This window comes from Streptomyces sp. WAC03905, assembly GCF_057371075.1.
In genome coordinates, this window is sequence record NZ_JBXYDZ010000003.1 from 2,801,375 (window position 1) to 2,820,693 (window position 19,319).

Here is a 19,319-nt window from a genome sequence, read left to right on the forward strand (position 1 = left end):
CTGTCGCGTCGCATTCCGGACGGTCCCCTGCCCTTTGCCCTCCTCCCGCCCGGCGGAAACAGCCCGCCGGGCCCGCGGCGCGGCCGTCACCGTCCCGCTTCCAGGGCCCGTACCCGCGCGCGGAGCCCCTCCGAGCGGCCGTCGGGGTCGGCGCCGATCCGCTTCCAGAGCTGCAGCGCCGCGCGGTACTCCTCCAGCGCGGCCCTGGGCCGGGCGAGCCGTTCCAGCACCTCCCCGCGGGACTCCTGCACGCGCGCGGCCAGGCGCAGCGCGGTGTCCTCGCGGCCCGCCCGCCCGTCGGGCTCCTCGCGGCCCTCGTGGTCGTCGCGGCCCTCGCGGTCGGCCTCCAGGGCGGCCCGCCAGGCCAGCCGGTAGGACTCGGCCGCCCGGTCGAGGCGGTCCGCGGCCCGCGTGTGGCCGTGGATCTCCTGCTGCACGTCGCCGTGGTCCCGCCAGGCGCGGGCCCGGTCCAGCGGGCCCCGGCTGTTGCGGACGGCCAGTTCGAGGAGGTATTCGGCCTCCCGCAGGTCCACCGCGTCGTTCTCGTAGGCGTGCCGCAGCCGCAGTCCGGTGGCCAGCCGCATCAGCCGGTGCGCGGCCCCCGGGTCGGACTGCGGGACCGCCGCCCGGCTCTCCCGCAGGACGCGTACGGCCGCTCCGGTGAAGCGGCGTCCGCCGGCGCTCCGGGCCCGGTCCAGGAGTACGTCGCCCCACTCGGGCAGGAGTTCACCGAAAGCCTCGCCGTCGCGGGGCAGGAGCCGGCGGGCGCGCCCGTACGCCTCGGCCGCGTCCTCCAGCGCCGCCGGGTCGGCGTCCCGCGCGTACCGCTCGCGGTGCACGCGGGCCAGGCACAGCAGGGCGGCGACGCGCAGCTCCTGGTCCCCGCCCGTCTCCTCCAGGGCGGCGGCCAGCTGACCGGCGGCGTCCTCCAGCCGTGCGGGCAGGTACCGCAGCGCGTCGGCGAGTTCCACCCGCACCTGCGCGGTACCGGGCGGGGCGGCGGCCTGGACCGCCGTGAGGCGGGCCGCGGCCTGTTCGGCCAGGACGGTGCGCTCGGCCGGGTCGGGGGTTCGGGGCAGGAGCGCCAGCAGGACCCGGCCGAGGGCGAGGTGCAGTTCGGGATGCGGCCCGGCGGCGGCCGCCGGGTCCGGGTCCGCTTCCGGGTCGGGGTCGGCGCCCGGGACGGGGCCCGCGAGGGGTTCGAGTGCCGCGCGGGCCTCGCGCAGCGCGCCCGGGTCCTCGCGCAGGCCGCCGAGCCGGATCAGGGTCTCGGCCCGCCGCACCGCGCAGTCGCGCCGCAGTTCCGGTTCGGCCGTGGCGGCCGCGGCCGCCGCCGCGAACTCGCGGTCCGCCGCGGCGAGCAGTTCGGGGTCCGGGCCGGCGGCGAGCGCCCGCTCGTACAGCACCCGCCCGCGTGCCGCCCATGCCGCGGGCGTCCGCAGGCCGGTCAGGGTCCGCTCCGCCTCGGCGAGGAGTTCCGGATCGCGCTCGGCCGCCCACAACCGCAGGAGTGCGCCGGCCAGTTCCGTCTCGGCCTCGTCCGGCGGGTCCGCGGGTCCGGCCGGGGCGGTCACGGCCCGCCGCAGGACCGCGACGGCCTCGTGCAGGGCCCGTGCGCCGGCGTCGCCGTCGGCGTCCGCGTCGGCGAGCCGGTCGCGGGCGGTGCGCACCGCTCCGGCGCGGGCGATGAGGGGGGCCGTCCGGGGTTCCCGGACCGGCGGGCCGTCCGGTGGCATCCCGGGCAGGTAGCGGCGTACGACTTTGGCCGAAACCTGTGCGAAGGCCTGCGGGAGCCGTCCTTGCGGGGGCTGCTCCTCGTCGTCGCCCCCGGGGGGCGCCGGCGTCGGCGCGATGCCGGTCAGCTGGGCGACCGCGAGCGCGGGGAAGTTGCGCACGCCCGAGCCGAAGTGGGTCCGGACGTACTCCGAGCAGTGCTTGAGCACCAGTGCCGCCTCGTCCCGCCCCAGCGGCCCCAGCAGTACGTCCTGCACTCCGGGGACGAACTCGTACCAGTGACCCGGGCCGGGTCCGCTGCGCCTCAGCAGTCCGCTGAGCAGTACCTCCGCCAGGTCGGAGGGTTCGGAGTCGGGCAGCATGGTGCGCTGCACCAGCCGCATCACGGGCAGCGTCAGCGGAGCCGCCGACAGGTAGACCGCCAGCTGTACGGCCCGGGGCGCGGCCGAGGAGCGGAAGCGTGCGACGAGTTCGCGCGGCGGCCGGACGGCGGGCGGCGGCGGGACGGGGGCGGCGGGGTGGTCGGCCCGTACGCGGCCCACCTCGGCGGGCACCGGCCCGGTGCCGAGGCCGGCGACGAGCCGGGCCCACGCTCCGAGGGCGGTCGGGCTGGGCGGCAGCACCGGTACGGCGAGTCCGTCCGCGGGCCGGCCGGGTGGCCCGGGTCGGTCCGGCCGGAACCGCAGCTTCTGGCCGGCGCCCTCCAGCCGGGCGAGGGTGCCGCGCTCGGTCGGGAGCCAGCTGCGCCCCCACAGCCGCTGCGGCAGGGGCTGGACCACCATGCACGGCGTGCATTCGGCCCAGCGGTGCAGCAGTCGCTGCGCCGCGCCCTCGCGCCACAGGGGTCCGGCGCAGTCGGAGACCATCATGGTCAGGGCGCGGCCGGTGGGGTCGCGCAGCTGGTCCCCCGAGCGCAGTCCGGCGCCCGGTGCGGGGCCGCGTCCGAGGGCCGCGGTGCCGTCGGGGCGGCGGTGCAGGTAGTGGACCTGGACGTCCCGGAAGGCGCCCAGCCGTTCGCAGACGGAGCGGAGTTCCTCGAACATGTCCTGCCAGACGGCCATCGAGGGCGAGGCGTCCATGACGAGCCGGACGGTCGCCTCGCGCCGGCTCTCCGGCCGCAGCACCGGGATGAGAAGTCCGAGGGCGCGGGCGCTGGCGTCGGCGGTGGCCCCTTCGTCGATGACCAGCCGGGTGGGCGGGGCGGGCGGCCGGTGCCGTTGGAGGGCGCGCAGGGCCCGTTGGACGTCGAGGATGCGGGGCAGGGCGGCGGCGCCGGGCACGCGTACGGGTACTCCGTACTCCTCGGGCGACTCCTCCGGCGTCCCGCCGTCGGCCTCGGCGGCGTGGTGGGCCCCGGGGGCGTAGAGCCGTACGGGGTCCTCGGTGTCGGGGTCGACGCGTACGGGGTCCGCGGGTTCCGCGGCCGGATCGTCGGGTTCGGCGTCCGTGCCGGGCCCCGGGGGGCCGGTCCGGGCCGGTCCGGGCCCGCGGATGTGGCCGGCGAGCCAGAGGGCGTCGGCGAGTTCCTCGGCGGACGGGTCGAGTCCGGCCGCCCGCAGCAGCGCGGCCAGTTCGCGTACGCCGGGCGCGGCGGGTTCGGTGACGCCGGGTTCACGGACGCCGGGCACGGTCGGTTCGGGAACGCCCGGTCCGGGCGCGGCGGGTTCGGGCACGGTCGGTCACCTCGGGCGGTCGAGGCGCTGGATGAGCAGGTCGGCGAGGTCCTCCCGGGTCGCCGGGGAGGCGTAGTGGGTGAGGTAGACGGCGTTGAGGAGCTGGTCGGCGGCGACCAGCTCGGTCTGGGAGCGGCCCAGGAACTCGCGGATCAGGTCGCCGCCGAGCCGGGCGGCCTCTTCGCCGAGGTGGGCGCGGACCATGGTGGCGAGCCGTCTCTCGCCGGGCTGGCCGAGGCTCAGCTGGATGCAGCGGCGCAGCAGGGCGGCGGGGAAGTCCCGTTCGCCGTTGCTGGTCAGGATGATGAAGGGAAAGGCGTGGCAGCGGATCCGGCCGCCGCGTACGGTCACCTTCGTCCCGTCGTCGGTGAGCACCTCGACCTCGGGCTCGGCGTCGGCGACCCGCTCCAGCTCGGGCAGGGCGAACTCCCCTTCCTCCAGGACGTTCAGCAGGTCGTTGGGGAGGTCTATGTCGCTCTTGTCGAGCTCGTCGATCAGGAGCACGCGGGGCCGTGCGGTGGGCAGCAGGGCGGTGCCGAGGGGGCCGAGCCGGATGTACTTGCCGATGCCGGGGACGCTGCCGGCCGTTCCGCCGGGCGCGCCCGGGGCCGCCGCCGCGGCCGCGCCGCCCGCCGCGAGCTGCACGTCCTGGAGCCGGGCGAGGGCGTCGTAGCGGTAGAGGCCGTCCTGCAGCACGGTCCGGGACACCACGGGCCAGCGCAGCACGCGTCCCAGTTTCAGCTCGTGGGCGACGCAGTGGGCGAGGGTGGACTTGCCCGTTCCGGGGAAGCCGGTGACCAGGAGCGGCCGCCTCAGGTACAGCGCCGCGTTGATGGCCTGCAGCTCCTCCGGTTCGGGCCGGTGCAGTTCGGCGGCCTGCCGGTGCGCCCCGAGCCGTCGGGCGATGTTGCCCTCGGCGGCCCCGGCCGCGCGGCCGGGGTCCACGACGGGCCCGCCGTCGAAGTCCCGCCAGGGCGGCGGGCCGGGCAGCGCGTCGATCCCGTCGTGGGGCTCGCCGACCCCGCGGTAGATGAGCCACTCGTCGTTCATGGTGCGTGTCCCTCCCTCGAATCCGCCGGGCCCGGCGCCGTCACAGGTCGCCGTGGAGGGGTTCGACGTCCGGCAGCGGTCGCGCCGGGTCCTCCCACACCAGCCCCGCCCCGGCCGCCCAGTAGGCGTCGGGGTCGGCCCCGTACGCCCGGCCCCGCAACGTCTGCAGCCGCACCGGCAGCACCTCCGCCCGGCCCGCGTCGGCCAGTTCCTCGCGCAGCCCGCGGTGGAACGGCGCGCACGACACCCCGGGGTCCGGGGGCGGCCTGCGGGTGACGGCCACGCCGTAGCCGGCGTCCCGTACCGCGTGCAGGGAGCCCAGCGTGGGCTCCTGGTCCGCCGCCCGGCAGTGCACGGGGACGGTGGTGTCCGGCAGGGCCGACAGCCATGCGGCGGAGGGGGCGCGCGGCCGGCCGCCCGCGCAGTCGGCCCGTTCGTCCTGGAGCGGCCCCGCCTGGACCCGGGCCCAGCGGGCGGCGGCCCGGCCGGTCTCGTGGTCGGCCGGGTGGGTCTGCGGACCGCGGGGGTCGTCCGCGGGACCGACGGGGTCGGCTCCCGGGGCGCCCGGGGCGTGGGCGGTGCCCCGGCCCCCGGGATGGCGCAGCACCACCGGCCGCTGCACGCCCAGCGGTACACCGCCGGCCACCACCCAGTCCTCCACGGCGAGCCCGAACAGTTCGGGTGCCACGGCCACTTCGAGCAGGGCGGCCGCGACGTGGGTGTCGCACCGCCGGAAGGCTTCGGCCAGGGGGGCCCGTAAGCGTTCGGGCAGGCCCGCCACGGTGGCCCGTACGCCCGCGTCGACGGGGGTCAGCCGGCCGGGGTGGGCGGGTCCGGCCAGTACGGAGACCCGCCAGTCGTAGAGGTGCTCCCAGCCGTGCGCCCACACCTCCAGCAGGACCGAGGCCCCCGGCGGCAGTCCGCCGGCGCCCCGGGCGGGTCCGCCCGCGGCCCGCCCGGCCGAAGCCCGGCGGCGGCGTTCCCGTTCGGCGAGGCCCCGTTCGTGGCGTTCGCCGAGTTCCCGCCGCAGGGGCCGCCAGAGCCGCTCTGCCGTGGACCGTACCCAGTCCCACAGCTCTTCGTCGGCGCCCGGCGTCGGGGGTTCGCGGTACTCGGCGACGCTGACGTCGGTCGCGTAGCGGAGCATGGCCGCGGCCTCGCCGGTGCCGCCCGGCGGGTCGTGGAGCAGGCCGAGCCCGTCGCGCCAGCTCAGTGGGGCGGGCGGCTGCGGGTCGGGTTCCTCGCCGCGGACGGCCTCGACGAGGGCCCGTACGGCTTCGGAGGAGCTCGGTGGGGGCAGTTCGGCGAGGAGTCCGCACAGGGTGGTGCGCTCGCCGGGGGTGAGCCGGCCGCGGCCGCCGTAGGGGTCGAGCTCCTGCGGCGGGAGTTCGCCGTGCACGTCGGTCCAGGTGCGGCGGTTGTCGAGGTCGCTGAGGTGCTGGTCGTAGTGGTACAGGTCGTGGGCCTGCATGATCCGGCGGTAGAGGCCGACCTGGCCCCGCGCGGCCATGGGGAGGGTGCGCAGCTGGACCACGGAGACGGCGAGTCCGCCGCCTCCCGTGTGCCGGCGGGCCTTGACGACGCCGACGACCTCCCCGCGGGCGAGGTCCACGACGGGGCCGCCGGACATGCCGGGGTCGATCTCGTCGTCGTCGGCGAGCCGGATGGCGGCGCCGTTCCCGGCGGTGCCGCGCAGCCGGGTGGTGCGGCCGGTGATCTCGGGAGTGCCGAGGTCTTCGGTGCAGCCGAAGTAGGCGACCTCGTCGAAGCGCGGCCGGGAGCGGTCGGTGAGCCAGACGCAGGCGTGGGAGACGGGGGCCAGGACCCTGATGAGTGCCAGGTCGGGCAGGTCCCACAGGGCGTGCCGGGCGGGCCGCCGTTCTTCGAGTCGCTCGGGCAGTACGCACTCCACGCGCCCGGTGACGGTCCCGGTGACGGCGCCCGGGGTGCCGGGGCCCGCGTGGCGGGGTCTGCCGGCGTGGAAGGTGATGCCCACCTCGCGACCGGTCAGCCGCACGGCGGCACCCCCTTCGCCGACCACGTGCGCGCACGTCAGGACCCAGCCGGGGGCGATGAAGAAACCGCTCCCCCAGGTGGGACCGGTCCGATGGCTGCCGGGGGACTCATACCCGCCGGGCGGGGCGTGGACGCGTACCGTCGCCGCCTGGACGAGTGGTTCGAGGAGCTCGAAGGCGCGCGCCGTCCCGGTCGTGCGCCCGTCGGTCATGCGCGCCCCCCGCCCGCTGGTGAGACGACCAGGCTAGCGCCGGTGGCGCGGGCGACGGGAGGTCTCGCGGGCGCCGCGGATTATCCTGGCGGGAAACGTTCCCCGCACATCCACATCACGGCACGGAGCCCGACTTGTACTTCACCGATCGCGGCATCGAGGAGCTGGAGAAGCGGCGCGGCGAGGAGGAGGTCACCTTCGAGTGGCTCGCCGAGCAGCTGCGCACCTTCGTCGACCTGAACCCGGACTTCGAGGTTCCGGTGGAACGCCTGGCCACCTGGCTGGCCCGGCTGGACGACGAGGACGACGACTCCGACGACTGAGCTGCGGGGCGGCTTCCCCCGGGGGGGCCGGTCCACGTGCGCGCCGTGCCCCCATGTGACTGCATGGGGCACGGTCCTAGTAGCATCCGCCCAATGTTGAACGACCTCGCGCCGAGGCCGAGCCTGGAAGCCGGTCAGGCGCCCACTCGGGCTGCCCGGTCACGCCCAAGGCTCGCGGCTCTCGACGGCCTGCGCCTCATAGCCGCGCTCATGGTGGTCTTCCACCACTACGTCGGCTTCGGCGGCAACACGGACGCGTCCAAGAACGCCTGGACCAAACCGGTCGACGTGGTCTTTCCCACGGCTTCCTGGCTTGCCTCGTACACGTGGACCGGCGTCGAGCTCTTCTTCATCATCAGCGGCTTCGTCATCTGCATGAGCAGTTGGGGCCGTAGCCTGGGCGACTTCTTCACGTCCCGGGTGGTCAGGCTCTATCCGGCTTACTGGCTCGCGGTTCTGCTCACCACCGCCGTCGTCACCGTCTGGCCGCTGGTCGTGCAGCCACTTGGCCTGAAAGACGTGCTTCTCAACCTCACCATGCTGCAGGAACCGTTCCGTGTCGGATCGGTCGATGCCGTCTACTGGACACTCTGGGTGGAGCTGCGCTTCTACCTCCTGTTCGCTCTGGTGGTGTGGAAGGGCGTGACCTACCGCCGTGTGGTCCTCTTCTGCGCGCTGTGGACCGTCGCCTCGGTCCTGGTGACCGCCGGCCGGGCGCCCTTCCTCAACTACATCGTGATGCCGGAGTACTCTCCGTACTTCATCGCCGGTGTGGCGATGTACCTGATCCACCGGTTCGGGCCGACGCTCCTGCTGTGGGGCATCGTCCTGGTCTCGTGGCTCTTCTCGGTCCGCCAGGTCGCCCTGTACAACGACGGGCTGGCGGTGAGCCTCGGCCGCACGCTGGACGCGAAGCCGGCCATCGCCCTGATGACCCTCGGCTACCTGGTGATGATCGTCCTCGCGCTGGGGGGACTCTCGTGGGTGCGGGGCCGGTGGCTCACGACGGCCGGCGCCCTCACCTACCCGCTCTACCTGCTGCACGAGCACATCGGCTGGACGGGCATCCGGCTGCTGCGCTTCCACCTCGATCCGTGGACGCTGGTGGCCGTGATGACGCTCGGCATGCTCGCCGCCGCGTGGCTGGTCCACCGGTACGTCGAACGCCCTCTCTCCGGTCTCCTGAAGCGCGGCCTCACGCACGGCCTCGACTCCTTGCGCCGCAACTCCGGCGTGCCCGCCCGGGGATGACCCCCGTTCCGTCCGTCGGAGCCGCACGAGCCCCCGCGGACGGTCCCGACGCCCATGAGAACGGCCCGGCTGCCACGAGGCAGCCGGGCCGTTCTCGTCGGACCGGGCGGAGCCGGGGCTCAGGCGGCCTTGGTCTCCCAGAAGATGCGGTCGATCTCGGCGATGAGGTCGAGGGCCTTCTGGCCGGTCGCCGGGTCGTTGGACGCCTTGGCGGCCGAGAGGGCCTTCAGGGTGTCGTTGACCAGGGTGTGCAGCTGCGGGTACTTCTCGAAGTGCGGCGGCTTGAAGTAGTCGCTCCACAGCACCGAGACGTGGTGCTTGGCGAGCTCGGCGCGCTGCTCCTTGATGGTGATGGCGCGCGCGCGGAAGTCGGCGTCGTCGTTGGCCTGGTACTTCTCCTGCACGGCCTTGACGGACTCGGCCTCGATGCGGGCCTGGGCAGGGTCGTACACGCCGCACGGCAGGTCGCAGTGGGCGGAGACCTTCGCCTTGGGGGCGAAGAGGCGGGAAAGCATGGAGTTTGTCCTCCTCGTGATCGTCTTCTCAAGGGGGACATTACTCGCTGGGGAACCGGATTTCGCGGGCGCCCCCGTGGGCTTAGGACAAAAGTCCAGGGTCACGGCCGGACCGGTGAGCGAATGTACGGGCCGGTGCGGCAGCATGCGGGAGTGACGAGGAGGACACGCATGGTGGAGAACGCGCGCCCGCGCAGGCGGTTCGAGGTGGTGGAGGTGACGGGTCCGTCGATGGTGCCCACGCTGCTGGACGGGGACCGGCTCGTGGTCCGGTACGGGGCCGCCGTCCGGCCGGGCGACGTCGTGGTGCTGCGCCACCCCTTCCAGCAGGACCTGCTCGTGGTCAAGCGCGCGGTGGAGCGGCGGCCCGGCGGTGCGTGGTGGGTGCTCGGCGACAATCCGTACAACACGACCGGCGACAGCACCGACTACGGGCCGGTGCCTGGCGAGCTGGTGCTGGCGACGGCGGTCCTGCGGTTCCGGCCACGCGGGGAGGATCAGCGCTCGCTGAGGGCCCGGTTGTCCTGGGCGGTGTCCTCGCTGCGCGTGCTGCGGGCCGACGCCTCGGCCTCCAGCCGCTTGCGGGCGCGGTAGGCGGCCACGTTGGCGCGGGTGGCGCAGCGGTCGGAGCAGTAGCGGCGGGAGCGGTTGGTGGAGGTGTCGAGGTAGGCGTTGCGGCAGGGCGCGGCCTGGCACAGGCCGAGGCGGTCGGGGCCATGCTCGGTGAGGGCGAAGGCGAGGCCCATGGCGGCCATGGCGGCGTAGCCGGCCGAGGCGTTCGAGGGGTGTTCGGCGAGGTGGATGTGCCAATCGGGGCGGCCGTCGTCGTCGAGGGTCTCGTGGCCGGAGACCTGGGGGCTGACGGGGAACTCCATCAGCAGCGAGTTCAGCAGGTCGACCGCGAGGACGTGGTCGCCGCCGTCGGCGGCCTCGAAGACGGCGCGCAGCCGGCCGCGGACGTTGCGGAAGCGCGTGATGTCGGTGTCCGTGACGCGGCGGGCCATCTGCTGGCTGGCGCCGAACAGGGCGCGGACGGCGTCCACCGAGGTGAGTGCGTCCTTGTTGCGGGCCGGCTCCTCGGTGTTGACCAGGCGCACGGCGAAGTCCGAGTAATGGGCCAGTTCCACTTGTAGTCCTTACGGCTGCGGATTAATGTCTCTGGTAACGGCTGAGACGTCTTCGAGGGTATTACGTAGGGAGGGGTTCGGGATGGCGGATGCCACGGACACGGCGGACACGGCGGACACGACCGACGCCGGACGGACCGGTACCGACTGGCAGGCCTGGCAGGACAGCTGGGACCGGCAGCAGGAGTGGTACATGCCCGACCGCGAGGAGCGGTTCCGGGTGATGCTGGACATGGTCGAGGCACTGGTGGGACCCACCCCCCGGGTGCTGGATCTCGCATGCGGTACGGGAAGTATTACGGACCGCGTCCTCAAGCGGTTCCCGGGAGCCACCAGTACGGGCGTCGATCTCGACCCCGCGCTGTTGACCATCGCCCGGGGCCACTTCTCGGGCGACGGGCGGGTGTCGTTCGTGACCGCCGACCTCAAGGACCCCGACTGGCCCTCGGTCCTCCCCCACGGCACCTACGACGCGGTCCTGACCGCCACCGCCCTGCACTGGCTGCGCAGCGAGGAGCTGGCCGTGCTGTACGGGCAGCTCGCCCCGCTGCTCGCCCCCGGCGGGGTGTTCATGAACGCCGACCACATGCCCGATCCGGCCACCCCGCGCATCAACGCCGCCGAGCGCGCCCACCGGCACGCCGGCATGGACCGGGCCAAGGAGGCGGGGGCGGTGGACTGGCGCGAGTGGTGGGCCCTGGCCGCCGCCGAGCCGGCGCTGGCCGAGCCCACCGCCCGCCGCTTCGAGATCTACGGGGAGCACGCCGACGGCGACACCCCTTCCGCGGCCTGGCACGCCGAGACGCTGCGCGCCGCGGGCTTCGCGGAGGCCCGCACGGTCTGGCGCTCCCCCTCGGACGCCCTGGTCCTGGGTCTGAAGTAGGGAATCGGGAGAACCGGGGACACCCGGCGGAAAAGCCGGGGGCACTCCGGCGGCATGACCGAGGGGCGGTACGGGAATCCGTACCGCCCCTCGGTCTTGTCCACGTGCGGCGCCCGGCGCCGCCGACTACAGCACCTTGGAGAGGAACGCCTTCGTCCGGTCGTGCTGGGGGTTGCCCAGCACGTCGCGCGGGTGGCCCGACTCGACGACGACGCCGCCGTCCATGAAGACGAGGTTGTCACCGACCTCGCGGGCGAAGCCCATCTCGTGCGTGACCACGATCATGGTCATGCCCGAGTCGGCGAGGTCGCGCATGACGTCGAGGACGTCACCGACCAGCTCCGGGTCGAGGGCGGAGGTGGGCTCGTCGAAGAGCATCAGCTTCGGCTCCATGGCGAGCGCGCGGGCGATCGCCACGCGCTGCTGCTGGCCGCCGGAGAGCTGGGTGGGGTAGTTCCCGCCCTTGTCCCCGAGACCGACCCGGTCCAGCAGACGGATCGCACGCTCCCGCGCCACCGCCTTGGACTCGCCCTTGACCATCACCGGCGCTTCCATGACGTTCTCTATGGCCGTCATGTGCGGGAACAGGTTGAAGCGCTGGAAGACCATGCCGATGTCCCGGCGCTGGGCCGCGACCTCGCTGTCCTTCAGCTCGTAGAGCTTGTCGCCCTTCTGGCGGTAGCCGACGAGATCCCCGTCGACGTACAGCCGTCCGGCGTTGATCTGCTCCAGGTGGTTGATGCACCGCAGGAAGGTGGACTTGCCGGAGCCGGACGGGCCGACCAGGCAGAAGACCTCACGCGGGGCGACCTCCAGGTCGATGCCCTTGAGGATGTGCGCCGCACCGTAGGACTTGTGGACGCCCTCGGCCTTCACCATGGCAGTCATCAGGCCACCGCCTTGCTGTTCGAGAAGCTGGACAGCTTCGCCTTGATCTTCTGCAGCGGCGTGGGCGGCAGCGAGCGGAGCGCGCCACGGGCGTAGCGGCGCTCCAGGTAGTACTGGCCGACGCTGAACACGCTGGTCAGGGCGAGGTACCAGATCGAGGCGACGAAGAACATCTCCATCACCGCGAACGAGGTGGACGCGATGTCCTGGGCGGCGCGCAGCAGGTCGAAGTACTGCACGGCGACGACGAGCGACGAGGTCTTGAGCATGTTGATGAACTCGTTGCCGGTCGGCGGCACGATCACGCGCATGGCCTGGGGCAGGACGACGCGGCGCATGGTCTGCGTGCGGGTCATGCCGAGTGCGTGCGAGGCCTCGGTCTGGCCCTCGTCGACCGACTGGATGCCGGCGCGGACGATCTCCGCCATGTACGCGCCCTCGTTGAGGCCCAGGCCCAGGAGGGCGGCCAGGAACGGCGTCATGACCTGGGTCATCTCGTCCTTGTAGAACCCGAGGTTCAGGATCGGGAAGATCAGGGCGAGGTTGAACCAGATGAGGAGCTGCACGTACACCGGGGTGCCGCGGAAGAGCCAGATGTAGAACCAGGCGATGGTGCTGGTCACCGGGTTCTTCGAGAGCCGCATCACGGCGAAGAGCACGCCGAGCGCCAGGCCCAGGGCCATGGCGGTGATGCTGATCCAGATGGTGTTCAGGACACCACGCAGGATGCTGGGGTCGAACAGCTTCTCCGGCACGGTCGCCCAGCGCACGTTGCCCTGGGAGAAGGCGACGATGAGCGCCACGACCAGACCGATGACGACCACGGCACTGATCCAGCGGCCGTAGTGGCGGACCGGGATGGCACGGATCGCCTCGGGGGGTACGGCCCCGGCCGGCGGGGTGTCCGCCGGGCCCGGGTCCTTGTCGAGCTTGTCAGTCACAGTGACTGCCCTTCAGTGTGCTGCGGTGGTACGCGGAGGTCAGGAACCGGCGTTGATCTTGGCCTCGGTCACGGCGCCGGAACCGGCGTTCCACTTGTCCAGGGCGGCCTTGTAGGTGCCGTCCTTGATGATCGCGTCGAGGGCTTCCTTGAGCGCGTCACGCAGCTCGGTGTTCTTCTTGTCCACCGCGATGCCGAAGAGGCCGGCGTCGGTCGGGTTGGCGATGGCCTCGAAGTCGTTGCCGCCGCCGGCGGTCTGCGCGATGTAGGCGGCGACCGGGGAGTCGTTCAGGTCGGCGGCGGCGCCACCGGCCTTCACACGGGTCTGGGCCTCGGCGTCGGTCGGGAAGGACTCGATCTTCAGCTCGCCCTTGCCGTCCGTCTTGCACTTCTCGGCCTGGGTCTTCGCGGACTCCTCGTACGTGGTGCCGCGCTGCACGGCGACCGTCTTGCCGCACAGGTCGTCGAGGGTCTTGATGCCCTGCGGGTTGCCCTTCTTGACCAGGATGCCGGTCGAGGCGGAGAAGTAGTCGACGAAGTCGACGCCGGCACCGGTCTTGGCGCCCTTGTCGTCCAGGCCCTCCTGACGGGCCTTGGTGTCGGTGAGGGAGGACATGACCAGGTCGCTGCGGCCGGTCTGCATGCTGCCGATCAGCGTGTCGAAGGTGCCCGACTCGAACTTGAACTGGACGCCGAGCTGCTTGCTCAGGGCGGCCGCGACGTCGGGGTCGACGCCGACGATCTTGCCGCCCTCGGTGAACTCCATCGGCGCGTAGGTCGCGTCGGTGCCGACCTTGATCACACCGGCGTCCTGGATCTTCTTCGGGAGCTTCGAGAAGAGCGGCGCGCTGCTGTTGTTCGCCGCACCCGACGGGGTCGAGGTCGCCTTGTCGGTCTGGTCGCCACAACCGGTGAGGATCAGGGCGCCGGCGACCGCGATCGCGCCGACCGCGGCGATCCGGGACCGGGCGGCGGTCGTACGACGGGTGGTGCTTGCGGTCATGGCTTCGTTCCTCCGACAGGGGTCGAAAAGCATCGAAAAACGGTCGGACACGCACCATCGAGTGTCGCGACCTTGTGTGATTACGGCATCTTGCCATTCGGACTGAGACATTCAGGCTGCCCGTCAGGTCAAAATCGCATAACGGGCGACCGGGGTACGCCAACAGGACTGCGGGCAAGGGGGTTCGAGGCCGTAGATACTGCCGTGACCAGGCCTTTTGGGCGCAGTTTCTCCGGGGCGTCTCGCCCACCGGACGGCAAGGTTTGGACTTTTCGCCAAAAGGCGGGCAAGTGACCTACGGTTGAGCCGGAATCGACTCGTCTGAGCGAGTGTTCTTCGGGTAGAACAGATCCTTACACCCCTCATCCGGGGCTCAGGGCGCGCGTGCGGCGCGCCCGCGCGTACGAACCTCCCCTTCGCGGAGACGGGCCAACCGTCGATGCGGAGTACGGACGCGGTGCCCGCCCACCCCTTAACCAGGAGTGGCCACCCTCAACGAACAAAAGGAATTAAGGGGTCACACGAAGTGGCAGCGGAGATCGTCAACCCTCGCAGCGACAGTGCGACGGACAACAACCCCGACGCGGTGTTCGCACTGCACCGGGGCGGCAAGATGGCCATCCAGGCCACGGTTCCGGTGAACGACAAGGACGACCTGTCCCTGGCGTACACCCCGGGCGTGGCGAAGGTGTGCACCGCCATCGCCGAGCAGCCGGAGCTGGTCAACGAGTACACCTGGAAGTCGAACGTGGTCGCCGTCGTCACCGACGGTACGGCCGTGCTCGGTCTCGGTGACATCGGCCCGGAAGCCTCCCTCCCCGTGATGGAGGGCAAGGCCATCCTCTTCAAGCAGTTCGGTGGTGTGGACGCGGTCCCGATCGCGCTCGCCACCAAGGACACGGACGAGATCGTCGAGACGGTCATCCGTCTGGCGCCGTCCTTCGGCGGGGTGAACCTGGAGGACATCTCCGCGCCCCGCTGCTTCGAGATCGAGCGTCGCCTCCAGGAGGCGCTGGACATCCCGATCTTCCACGACGACCAGCACGGCACGGCCATCGTGACGCTGGCCGCGCTGCGCAACGCCGCCAAGCTCACCGGTCGCACCCTCGGCGACCTGCGCGCCGTGATCGCGGGCGCGGGCGCGGCGGGCATCGCCATCGCCAAGATCCTGGTGGACGCGGGCATCGGCGACGTCTGCGTCACCGACCGCAAGGGCGTCGTCTCCGCGGACCGCTCCGACCTGACGGACGTCAAGGCGGAGATCGCGGGCCTGACCAACAAGACGGGCCAGACCGGCTCGCTGGAGCAGGCCCTGGCCGGCGCGGACGTGTTCATCGGCGTCTCCGGCGGCTCGGTCGCCGAGGAGGCCGTGGCCACGATGGCGAAGGACGCGTTCGTCTTCGCCATGGCCAACCCGAACCCGGAGGTCCACCCGGACGTCGCGCACAAGTACGCGGCGGTCGTGGCCACGGGCCGTTCGGACTTCCCGAACCAGATCAACAACGTGCTGGCGTTCCCCGGCATCTTCGCGGGCGCCTTCAAGGTCCGCGCCACCCGGATCACCGAGGGCATGAAGATCGCCGCCGCCGATGCCATCGCCGGTGTCGTGGGTGACGAGCTCGCCGCCGACTACGTGATCCCGTCGCCGTTCGACGAGCGCGTCGCGACGGCCGTGGCCGCGGCGGTCGCCGCCGCCGCGAAGGCCGACGGCGTGGCCCGCCTGGTCTGACCCGGACGGAGCACGTGCACGAAGAGGCCCGACCGGATCCGCTCCGGCCGGGCCTCTCGTCGTCCGCGGCGGCGGCCGGCCCCGCGGGTCGGAGGCCGGGTCCCGGGGCGGGTGCGACGAAGGCCTCACCGGCGCGGTCGCGGCAGGTCTGGAACCGGGCCCTACCGAGCGGTAGCGTCGCGGCATGTTCGCTGCCTATGCCGCCCGAATCGACCGTGACCAGCCGCTGAACGGCCTCGTGCTGGGCGATCGCCCCGCCCCGCAGGCCCGCCCCGGCTGGGTGACCGTGAACGTCAAGGCCGCCTCCCTCAACCACCACGACCTGTGGTCGCTGCGCGGGGTCGGCCTCGGCGAGGAGAGCCTCCCGATGATCCTGGGCTGCGATGCGGCCGGGACCGACCAGGACGGCAACGACGTCGTCCTGCACTCCGTGATCGGCCAGAGCGGCCACGGGGTGGGCCCGGACGAGCCCCGCTCGATCCTGACCGAGCGCTACCAGGGGACCTTCGCCGAGCAGGTGACCGTCCCCGCCTGGAACGTCCTGCGCAAGCCCGCCGAGCTGTCCTTCGAGGAGGCCGCCTGCCTCCCGACGGCCTGGCTGACGGCCTACCGGATGCTCTTCACCAACGCCGGGGTCCGCCCGGGCGACTCCGTACTGGTCCAGGGCGCCGGCGGCGGTGTCGCGACCGCCGCGATCGCCCTCGGCAAGGCGGCCGGACTGCGGGTCTTCGCCACCAGCCGGGACGAGGCCAAGCGCAAGCGGGCCGTGGAGCTGGGCGCGGTGGAGGCGTTCGAGCCGGGCGCGCGGCTGCCGCACCGGGTGGACGCGGTGATCGAGACGGTGGGTGCGGCCACCTGGTCCCACTCGGTGAAGTCGCTGCGGCCCGGTGGGACGGTGGTGATCTCCGGCGCCACGAGCGGCGACCGCCCCTCGCACGCGGAGCTGACCCGGATCTTCTTCCTGGAGCTGAAGGTCGTCGGCTCGACCATGGGCTCGAAGGACGAGCTGGAGGACCTGCTCGCCTTCTGCGCCACGACCGGGCTGCGGCCGGTGATCGACGAGGTGCTGCCGCTGGACCGGGCGCGGGAGGGGTTCGAGAAGCTCGCGTCGGGCGACCTCTTCGGCAAGGTCGTCCTCAAGCCCTGACCCCCGCTGCCTCCGGCCCGCCACCCCTCGATGTCAACTGGGGTTGACGAGACCTCCCGCGTCAACCTACATTGACATGCATGACGGAAGCGACCGATCTCGCCGAACGGGCAGGTGACCGGGACCCACGCGTGGGCCTGCGTGCCGTGGCCGCCCTCCGCAGGCTGCTGGAGCAGCTGGAGGCCGTACAGGTACGCAGCGCCCGCGCGCAGGGGTGGTCCTGGCAGGAGATCGCGGCCGAGCTGGGCGTGAGCCGGCAGGCCGTGCACAAGAAGTACGGGAGGCTGTGATGTTCGAACGCTTCACCCGCGACGCCCGGTCGACCGTGACCGGGGCGGTGGCCGAGGCCCGGCAGGCCGGGTCGGCCAGGGTCACCGAGGAGCACCTGCTGCTGTCCCTGCTGGCGCTGGGTGCCCTGGACCCCCTCGGCGTGGACCGGGCGGCGGTGGCCGCCGATCTCGCGGCGGCCCGCCGCCGGGGCGGTATGTCCCGGGCGGACGAGGAGGCGCTGGCCGGACTCGGCATCGACCTCACGGAGATCGTCTCCCGCGTCGAGGAGGTCCACGGCGAGGGCGCCCTGGCGGCCCCCGCGCCGCGCCGGCGCACCCTGGGCGCCTCGGTCCGTTCGGCCCTGGGGCGCACGGAGCCGGACGACCGCGGCGGCAGCCGCCACGTCCCCTTCACCGAGGGCTCGAAGAAGGTGCTGGAGCAGTCCCTGCGCATCGCCTTGGGCCGCAAGGACCACCGCATCGGCACCGTCCATCTCCTCCTGGCCCTCCTCTCCCGCCCGGGCACGCCGTCCGAAGTCCTGACGGACCACGGCATCACCTACGCCACGGCGGAGACCGGACTGGCGGCGTAGCCCCGGCGGCCGCGCCGCAGCCGGGGTGCCGTGCCGATCAGGCCGGGCTCGATCGCTCTACGGGCGGGCGGCGAAGGCCGTGGACAGGCGGGCCGCGGCCGCCGCGAGGTGGTCGCGGGCCTCGGCCACCCGGGCCGCGGTCACTCCGTGGTCCCGCGCGGCGTCCCGCACCTCGTCGCGGAAGCGGTCCAGGAGCCGGTCCAGGTCACGGGCCGGGTCACCGGTGGCCGGCAGGTCCGCGGCCCAGTCCGGGGATCCGCCCGGGGCGCCGTCCTGGGCGCCGTCCCGGTACGGGGTCGACGCCCGGTCCGCGGCCTGGCCCGGCGTGCCGCCGAGCCAGGCTCCGGCCAGACTGCCCAGGACACCGCCGGACCTGGCGAACTGCTCGTGGAGCTGGGCCGCGATGCGCTGGACCTCCTCGCGGGCCCGGTCCTGCGCCTCCTTGGCCTGCCGGCGGGCCGCCTGCGCCTCCTCGCGGGCCCGGCGGCTCTCGTCCTTCGCCCGGCGGGCCTGCTCCTTCCACTCCTGCCGGGCCTTGCGCAGCTCCTCCTTGGCCGCCTGCCAGGAGTCGTCCTGGCCCACCTGCGTCGCCGACGCCGAGGCCGCCGCGCGCATCTCGCGCCGCAGGTCCCCCGCCGCGCCCCGGACGTCGCTGCGGATCTCCGCGGCCAGTTCGGTGACGGAGTCGCGGATCTCCAGCTCCAGGTCGGCCAGTTCGCCGCTGCGGTCGGCCAGTTCGGCGCGGCCCGCCTCGGTGATCGAGTACACCTTGCGCCCGCCCTCGGTGGCGTACGTGACCAGCCCCTCGGCCTCCAGCTTGGCCAGGCGCGGGTACACCGTGCCCGCGGAGGGGGCGTAGAGGCCCTGGAAGCGCTCCTCCAGCAGGCGGATCACCTCGTACCCGTGGCGCGGCGCCTCGTCCAGCAGCTTGAGGAGGTAGAGGCGGAGGCGGCCATGGGCGAAGACGGGCGGCATGTCAGAGCACCTTCTTGTCGAGCGCGAGCGGAGCGGCGGGGGCGGCGGTGTCGGCGTCGGCCTGCGGGCGGCGCAGCAGCGCGATGGCACCGGAGACCGTGGTGGCCCGCAGGGTGCCGGCGCCGGAACCGAGCGTGCCGGTGATCCGCTTGGCGCCGAGCTGACCGGAGACCCGCAGGTCCTCGAAGGCGTTGGACACGCCGCCGGTGGCGGTGTTGGCCTCGACGCGGGCGTCCGCGGGGTGCGGGAGGCGGATCGCCACCTCGCCGGAGACGGAGTTCAGGGCGATGTCCACGGGCCGCTCGGCGTCCGGGCCGGGGTCCAGGTCGATCAGCATGTCGCCGCTGACCGAGTCGGCGCGCACGCTGACGCCCGCGCCGTCGACGACGGTCAGGCCGCCGGAGACGGAGTGGAAGCCGAGGTCGCCGGTGACGGACTGGGCCTCGACGCTGCCGGAGACCGTGTGCGCCTTGACCCGGCCGGACAGCCCGACGAGCGTGGCGTCCCCGGAGACGCCCTTGACGTCGGTGGCGGCGGAGATGCCGGAGACGAAGGCGGTCGCGTCGACCGTGGCCACGTGGACCCGGGTGGCGGCGGGCACGGTGAGGGTGATCGCCGCGCGGCGCTCCCACACCTTGCGGCCGGAGGAGGAACCGGACCAGCCCTTCCAGGGCTTGTCCTCGAACCACTGCTTGATGCCCTGGGAGCCGTTCCAGGGCAGGTCCTCGTAGGAGACGGTCAGGGTGCCGCCCTCCTGCACGACGTACAGCGGCGGTCCGTCGACCTCGGTCACCTCCAGGCGTGCCGGGCCCTCGTCGGCGGCGACGACGTTCACCGTGCCGCTGACGACGCGTACGCGGAGCTCGGTCACCGGCTCCTCGAAGGTGAGCTTCTGCGGTGCGGCGAAGTGCCACGTCGACCGCGACGGCTGGGACGACTGCTCTGCCATGGTGCTGATCCTCCTCGTGCGTTCACGGACCGGGCTCGACGCA

Annotated in this window: 18 protein-coding genes; 8 read left to right on the plus strand and 10 right to left on the minus strand. The window is 73.1% G+C overall.

Features of this window, described 5'->3' with window-relative positions; genetic code table 11:
• Positions 1-86 precede the first annotated feature (86 nt).
• Genes AC2RP6_RS14855 through AC2RP6_RS14865 form a run of 3 tightly spaced genes read right to left on the minus strand, consistent with a single transcriptional unit; the run spans position 87 to position 6,684 of the window.
• Positions 87-3,407 (minus strand): SAV_2336 N-terminal domain-related protein, encoded by a 3,321-nt coding sequence (locus AC2RP6_RS14855; protein ID WP_486446644.1) that lies wholly within the window; start codon positions 3,405-3,407, stop codon positions 87-89.
• A gap of 6 nt (positions 3,408-3,413) precedes the next feature.
• The gene (locus tag AC2RP6_RS14860; RefSeq protein WP_486446645.1) at positions 3,414-4,457 is read right to left on the minus strand and encodes an AAA family ATPase; all 1,044 of its coding nucleotides are present in this window, start codon (positions 4,455-4,457) and stop codon (positions 3,414-3,416) included.
• A gap of 40 nt (positions 4,458-4,497) precedes the next feature.
• The gene (locus AC2RP6_RS14865) at positions 4,498-6,684 is read right to left on the minus strand and encodes a VMAP-C domain-containing protein (RefSeq protein ID WP_486446646.1); all 2,187 of its coding nucleotides are present in this window, start codon (positions 6,682-6,684) and stop codon (positions 4,498-4,500) included.
• A 134-nt stretch (positions 6,685-6,818) separates the two neighbouring features.
• Here AC2RP6_RS14865 and AC2RP6_RS14870 point away from each other — a divergent pair, with 134 nt between their 5' ends.
• Complete coding sequence (locus tag AC2RP6_RS14870) at positions 6,819-7,007, plus strand: DUF6104 family protein (protein ID WP_030658906.1); 189 nt, start codon at positions 6,819-6,821, stop codon at positions 7,005-7,007.
• 93 nt (positions 7,008-7,100) lie between these two features.
• On the plus strand, positions 7,101-8,258 hold the full coding sequence (locus AC2RP6_RS14875) for an acyltransferase family protein (RefSeq protein ID WP_486446647.1): 1,158 nt from the start codon (positions 7,101-7,103) through the stop codon (positions 8,256-8,258).
• Positions 8,259-8,377: 119 nt separating this feature from the next.
• On the opposite strand, the gene sodN is transcribed toward AC2RP6_RS14875, so the two are convergent.
• Entirely contained in the window at positions 8,378-8,773 is a 396-nt protein-coding gene (gene sodN, locus AC2RP6_RS14880) for a superoxide dismutase, Ni (protein ID WP_030036761.1), read from the minus strand.
• A gap of 171 nt (positions 8,774-8,944) precedes the next feature.
• Between sodN and sodX the strand changes: the two genes are divergently transcribed.
• Complete coding sequence (gene sodX, locus AC2RP6_RS14885) at positions 8,945-9,367, plus strand: nickel-type superoxide dismutase maturation protease (RefSeq protein WP_486446648.1); 423 nt, start codon at positions 8,945-8,947, stop codon at positions 9,365-9,367.
• Here the strand turns inward: sodX and AC2RP6_RS14890 are convergent.
• Entirely contained in the window at positions 9,271-9,900 is a 630-nt protein-coding gene (locus tag AC2RP6_RS14890) for a CGNR zinc finger domain-containing protein (protein ID WP_486446649.1), read from the minus strand. The two genes, sodX and AC2RP6_RS14890, sit on opposite strands and share 97 nt — an antisense overlap.
• An 82-nt stretch (positions 9,901-9,982) precedes the next feature.
• On the opposite strand from AC2RP6_RS14890, the gene AC2RP6_RS14895 reads away from it, so the two are divergent.
• Positions 9,983-10,783 (plus strand): class I SAM-dependent methyltransferase, encoded by an 801-nt coding sequence (locus AC2RP6_RS14895; protein ID WP_486446650.1) that lies wholly within the window; start codon positions 9,983-9,985, stop codon positions 10,781-10,783.
• A gap of 126 nt (positions 10,784-10,909) precedes the next feature.
• On the opposite strand, the gene AC2RP6_RS14900 is transcribed toward AC2RP6_RS14895, so the two are convergent.
• The 3 genes from AC2RP6_RS14900 to AC2RP6_RS14910 are packed head-to-tail and all read right to left on the minus strand — an operon-like array spanning position 10,910 to position 13,614.
• Entirely contained in the window at positions 10,910-11,671 is a 762-nt protein-coding gene (locus AC2RP6_RS14900; protein ID WP_030658899.1) for an amino acid ABC transporter ATP-binding protein, read from the minus strand.
• A complete protein-coding gene (locus AC2RP6_RS14905; protein ID WP_486446651.1) occupies positions 11,671-12,612 on the minus strand; it encodes an amino acid ABC transporter permease in 942 nt (313 codons plus the stop codon). The genes AC2RP6_RS14900 and AC2RP6_RS14905 overlap by 1 nt, the downstream gene beginning before the upstream one ends.
• Positions 12,613-12,651: 39 nt before the next feature.
• Positions 12,652-13,614, minus strand: a complete 963-nt coding sequence (locus AC2RP6_RS14910) for an ABC transporter substrate-binding protein (protein ID WP_030829396.1) — start codon at positions 13,612-13,614, stop codon at positions 12,652-12,654.
• 526 nt (positions 13,615-14,140) lie between these two features.
• On the opposite strand from AC2RP6_RS14910, the gene AC2RP6_RS14915 reads away from it, so the two are divergent.
• From AC2RP6_RS14915 to AC2RP6_RS14930, 4 genes are all read left to right on the plus strand, one after another.
• Positions 14,141-15,343, plus strand: coding sequence for an NAD(P)-dependent malic enzyme (locus AC2RP6_RS14915; protein WP_030658893.1), 1,203 nt, complete (start codon positions 14,141-14,143; stop codon positions 15,341-15,343).
• A gap of 184 nt (positions 15,344-15,527) precedes the next feature.
• Positions 15,528-16,490, plus strand: coding sequence for a zinc-binding dehydrogenase (locus AC2RP6_RS14920; RefSeq protein ID WP_486446652.1), 963 nt, complete (start codon positions 15,528-15,530; stop codon positions 16,488-16,490).
• An 80-nt stretch (positions 16,491-16,570) separates the two neighbouring features.
• Complete coding sequence (locus AC2RP6_RS14925; RefSeq protein ID WP_030013034.1) at positions 16,571-16,780, plus strand: helix-turn-helix domain-containing protein; 210 nt, start codon at positions 16,571-16,573, stop codon at positions 16,778-16,780.
• Positions 16,780-17,352 carry a Clp protease N-terminal domain-containing protein gene (locus AC2RP6_RS14930; protein WP_486446653.1) on the plus strand — a complete coding sequence of 191 codons (573 nt, stop codon included), beginning with the start codon at positions 16,780-16,782 and terminating at the stop codon, positions 17,350-17,352. The genes AC2RP6_RS14925 and AC2RP6_RS14930 overlap by 1 nt, the downstream gene beginning before the upstream one ends.
• Before the next feature lie 57 nt (positions 17,353-17,409).
• Here the strand turns inward: AC2RP6_RS14930 and AC2RP6_RS14935 are convergent, their stop codons facing one another.
• Positions 17,410-18,327 (minus strand): PadR family transcriptional regulator, encoded by a 918-nt coding sequence (locus AC2RP6_RS14935; RefSeq protein WP_486446654.1) that lies wholly within the window; start codon positions 18,325-18,327, stop codon positions 17,410-17,412.
• 1 nt (position 18,328) lies between these two features.
• Positions 18,329-19,276, minus strand: a complete 948-nt coding sequence (locus AC2RP6_RS14940) for a DUF4097 family beta strand repeat-containing protein (protein WP_486446655.1) — start codon at positions 19,274-19,276, stop codon at positions 18,329-18,331.
• Between the last annotated feature and the right edge of the window lie 43 nt (positions 19,277-19,319).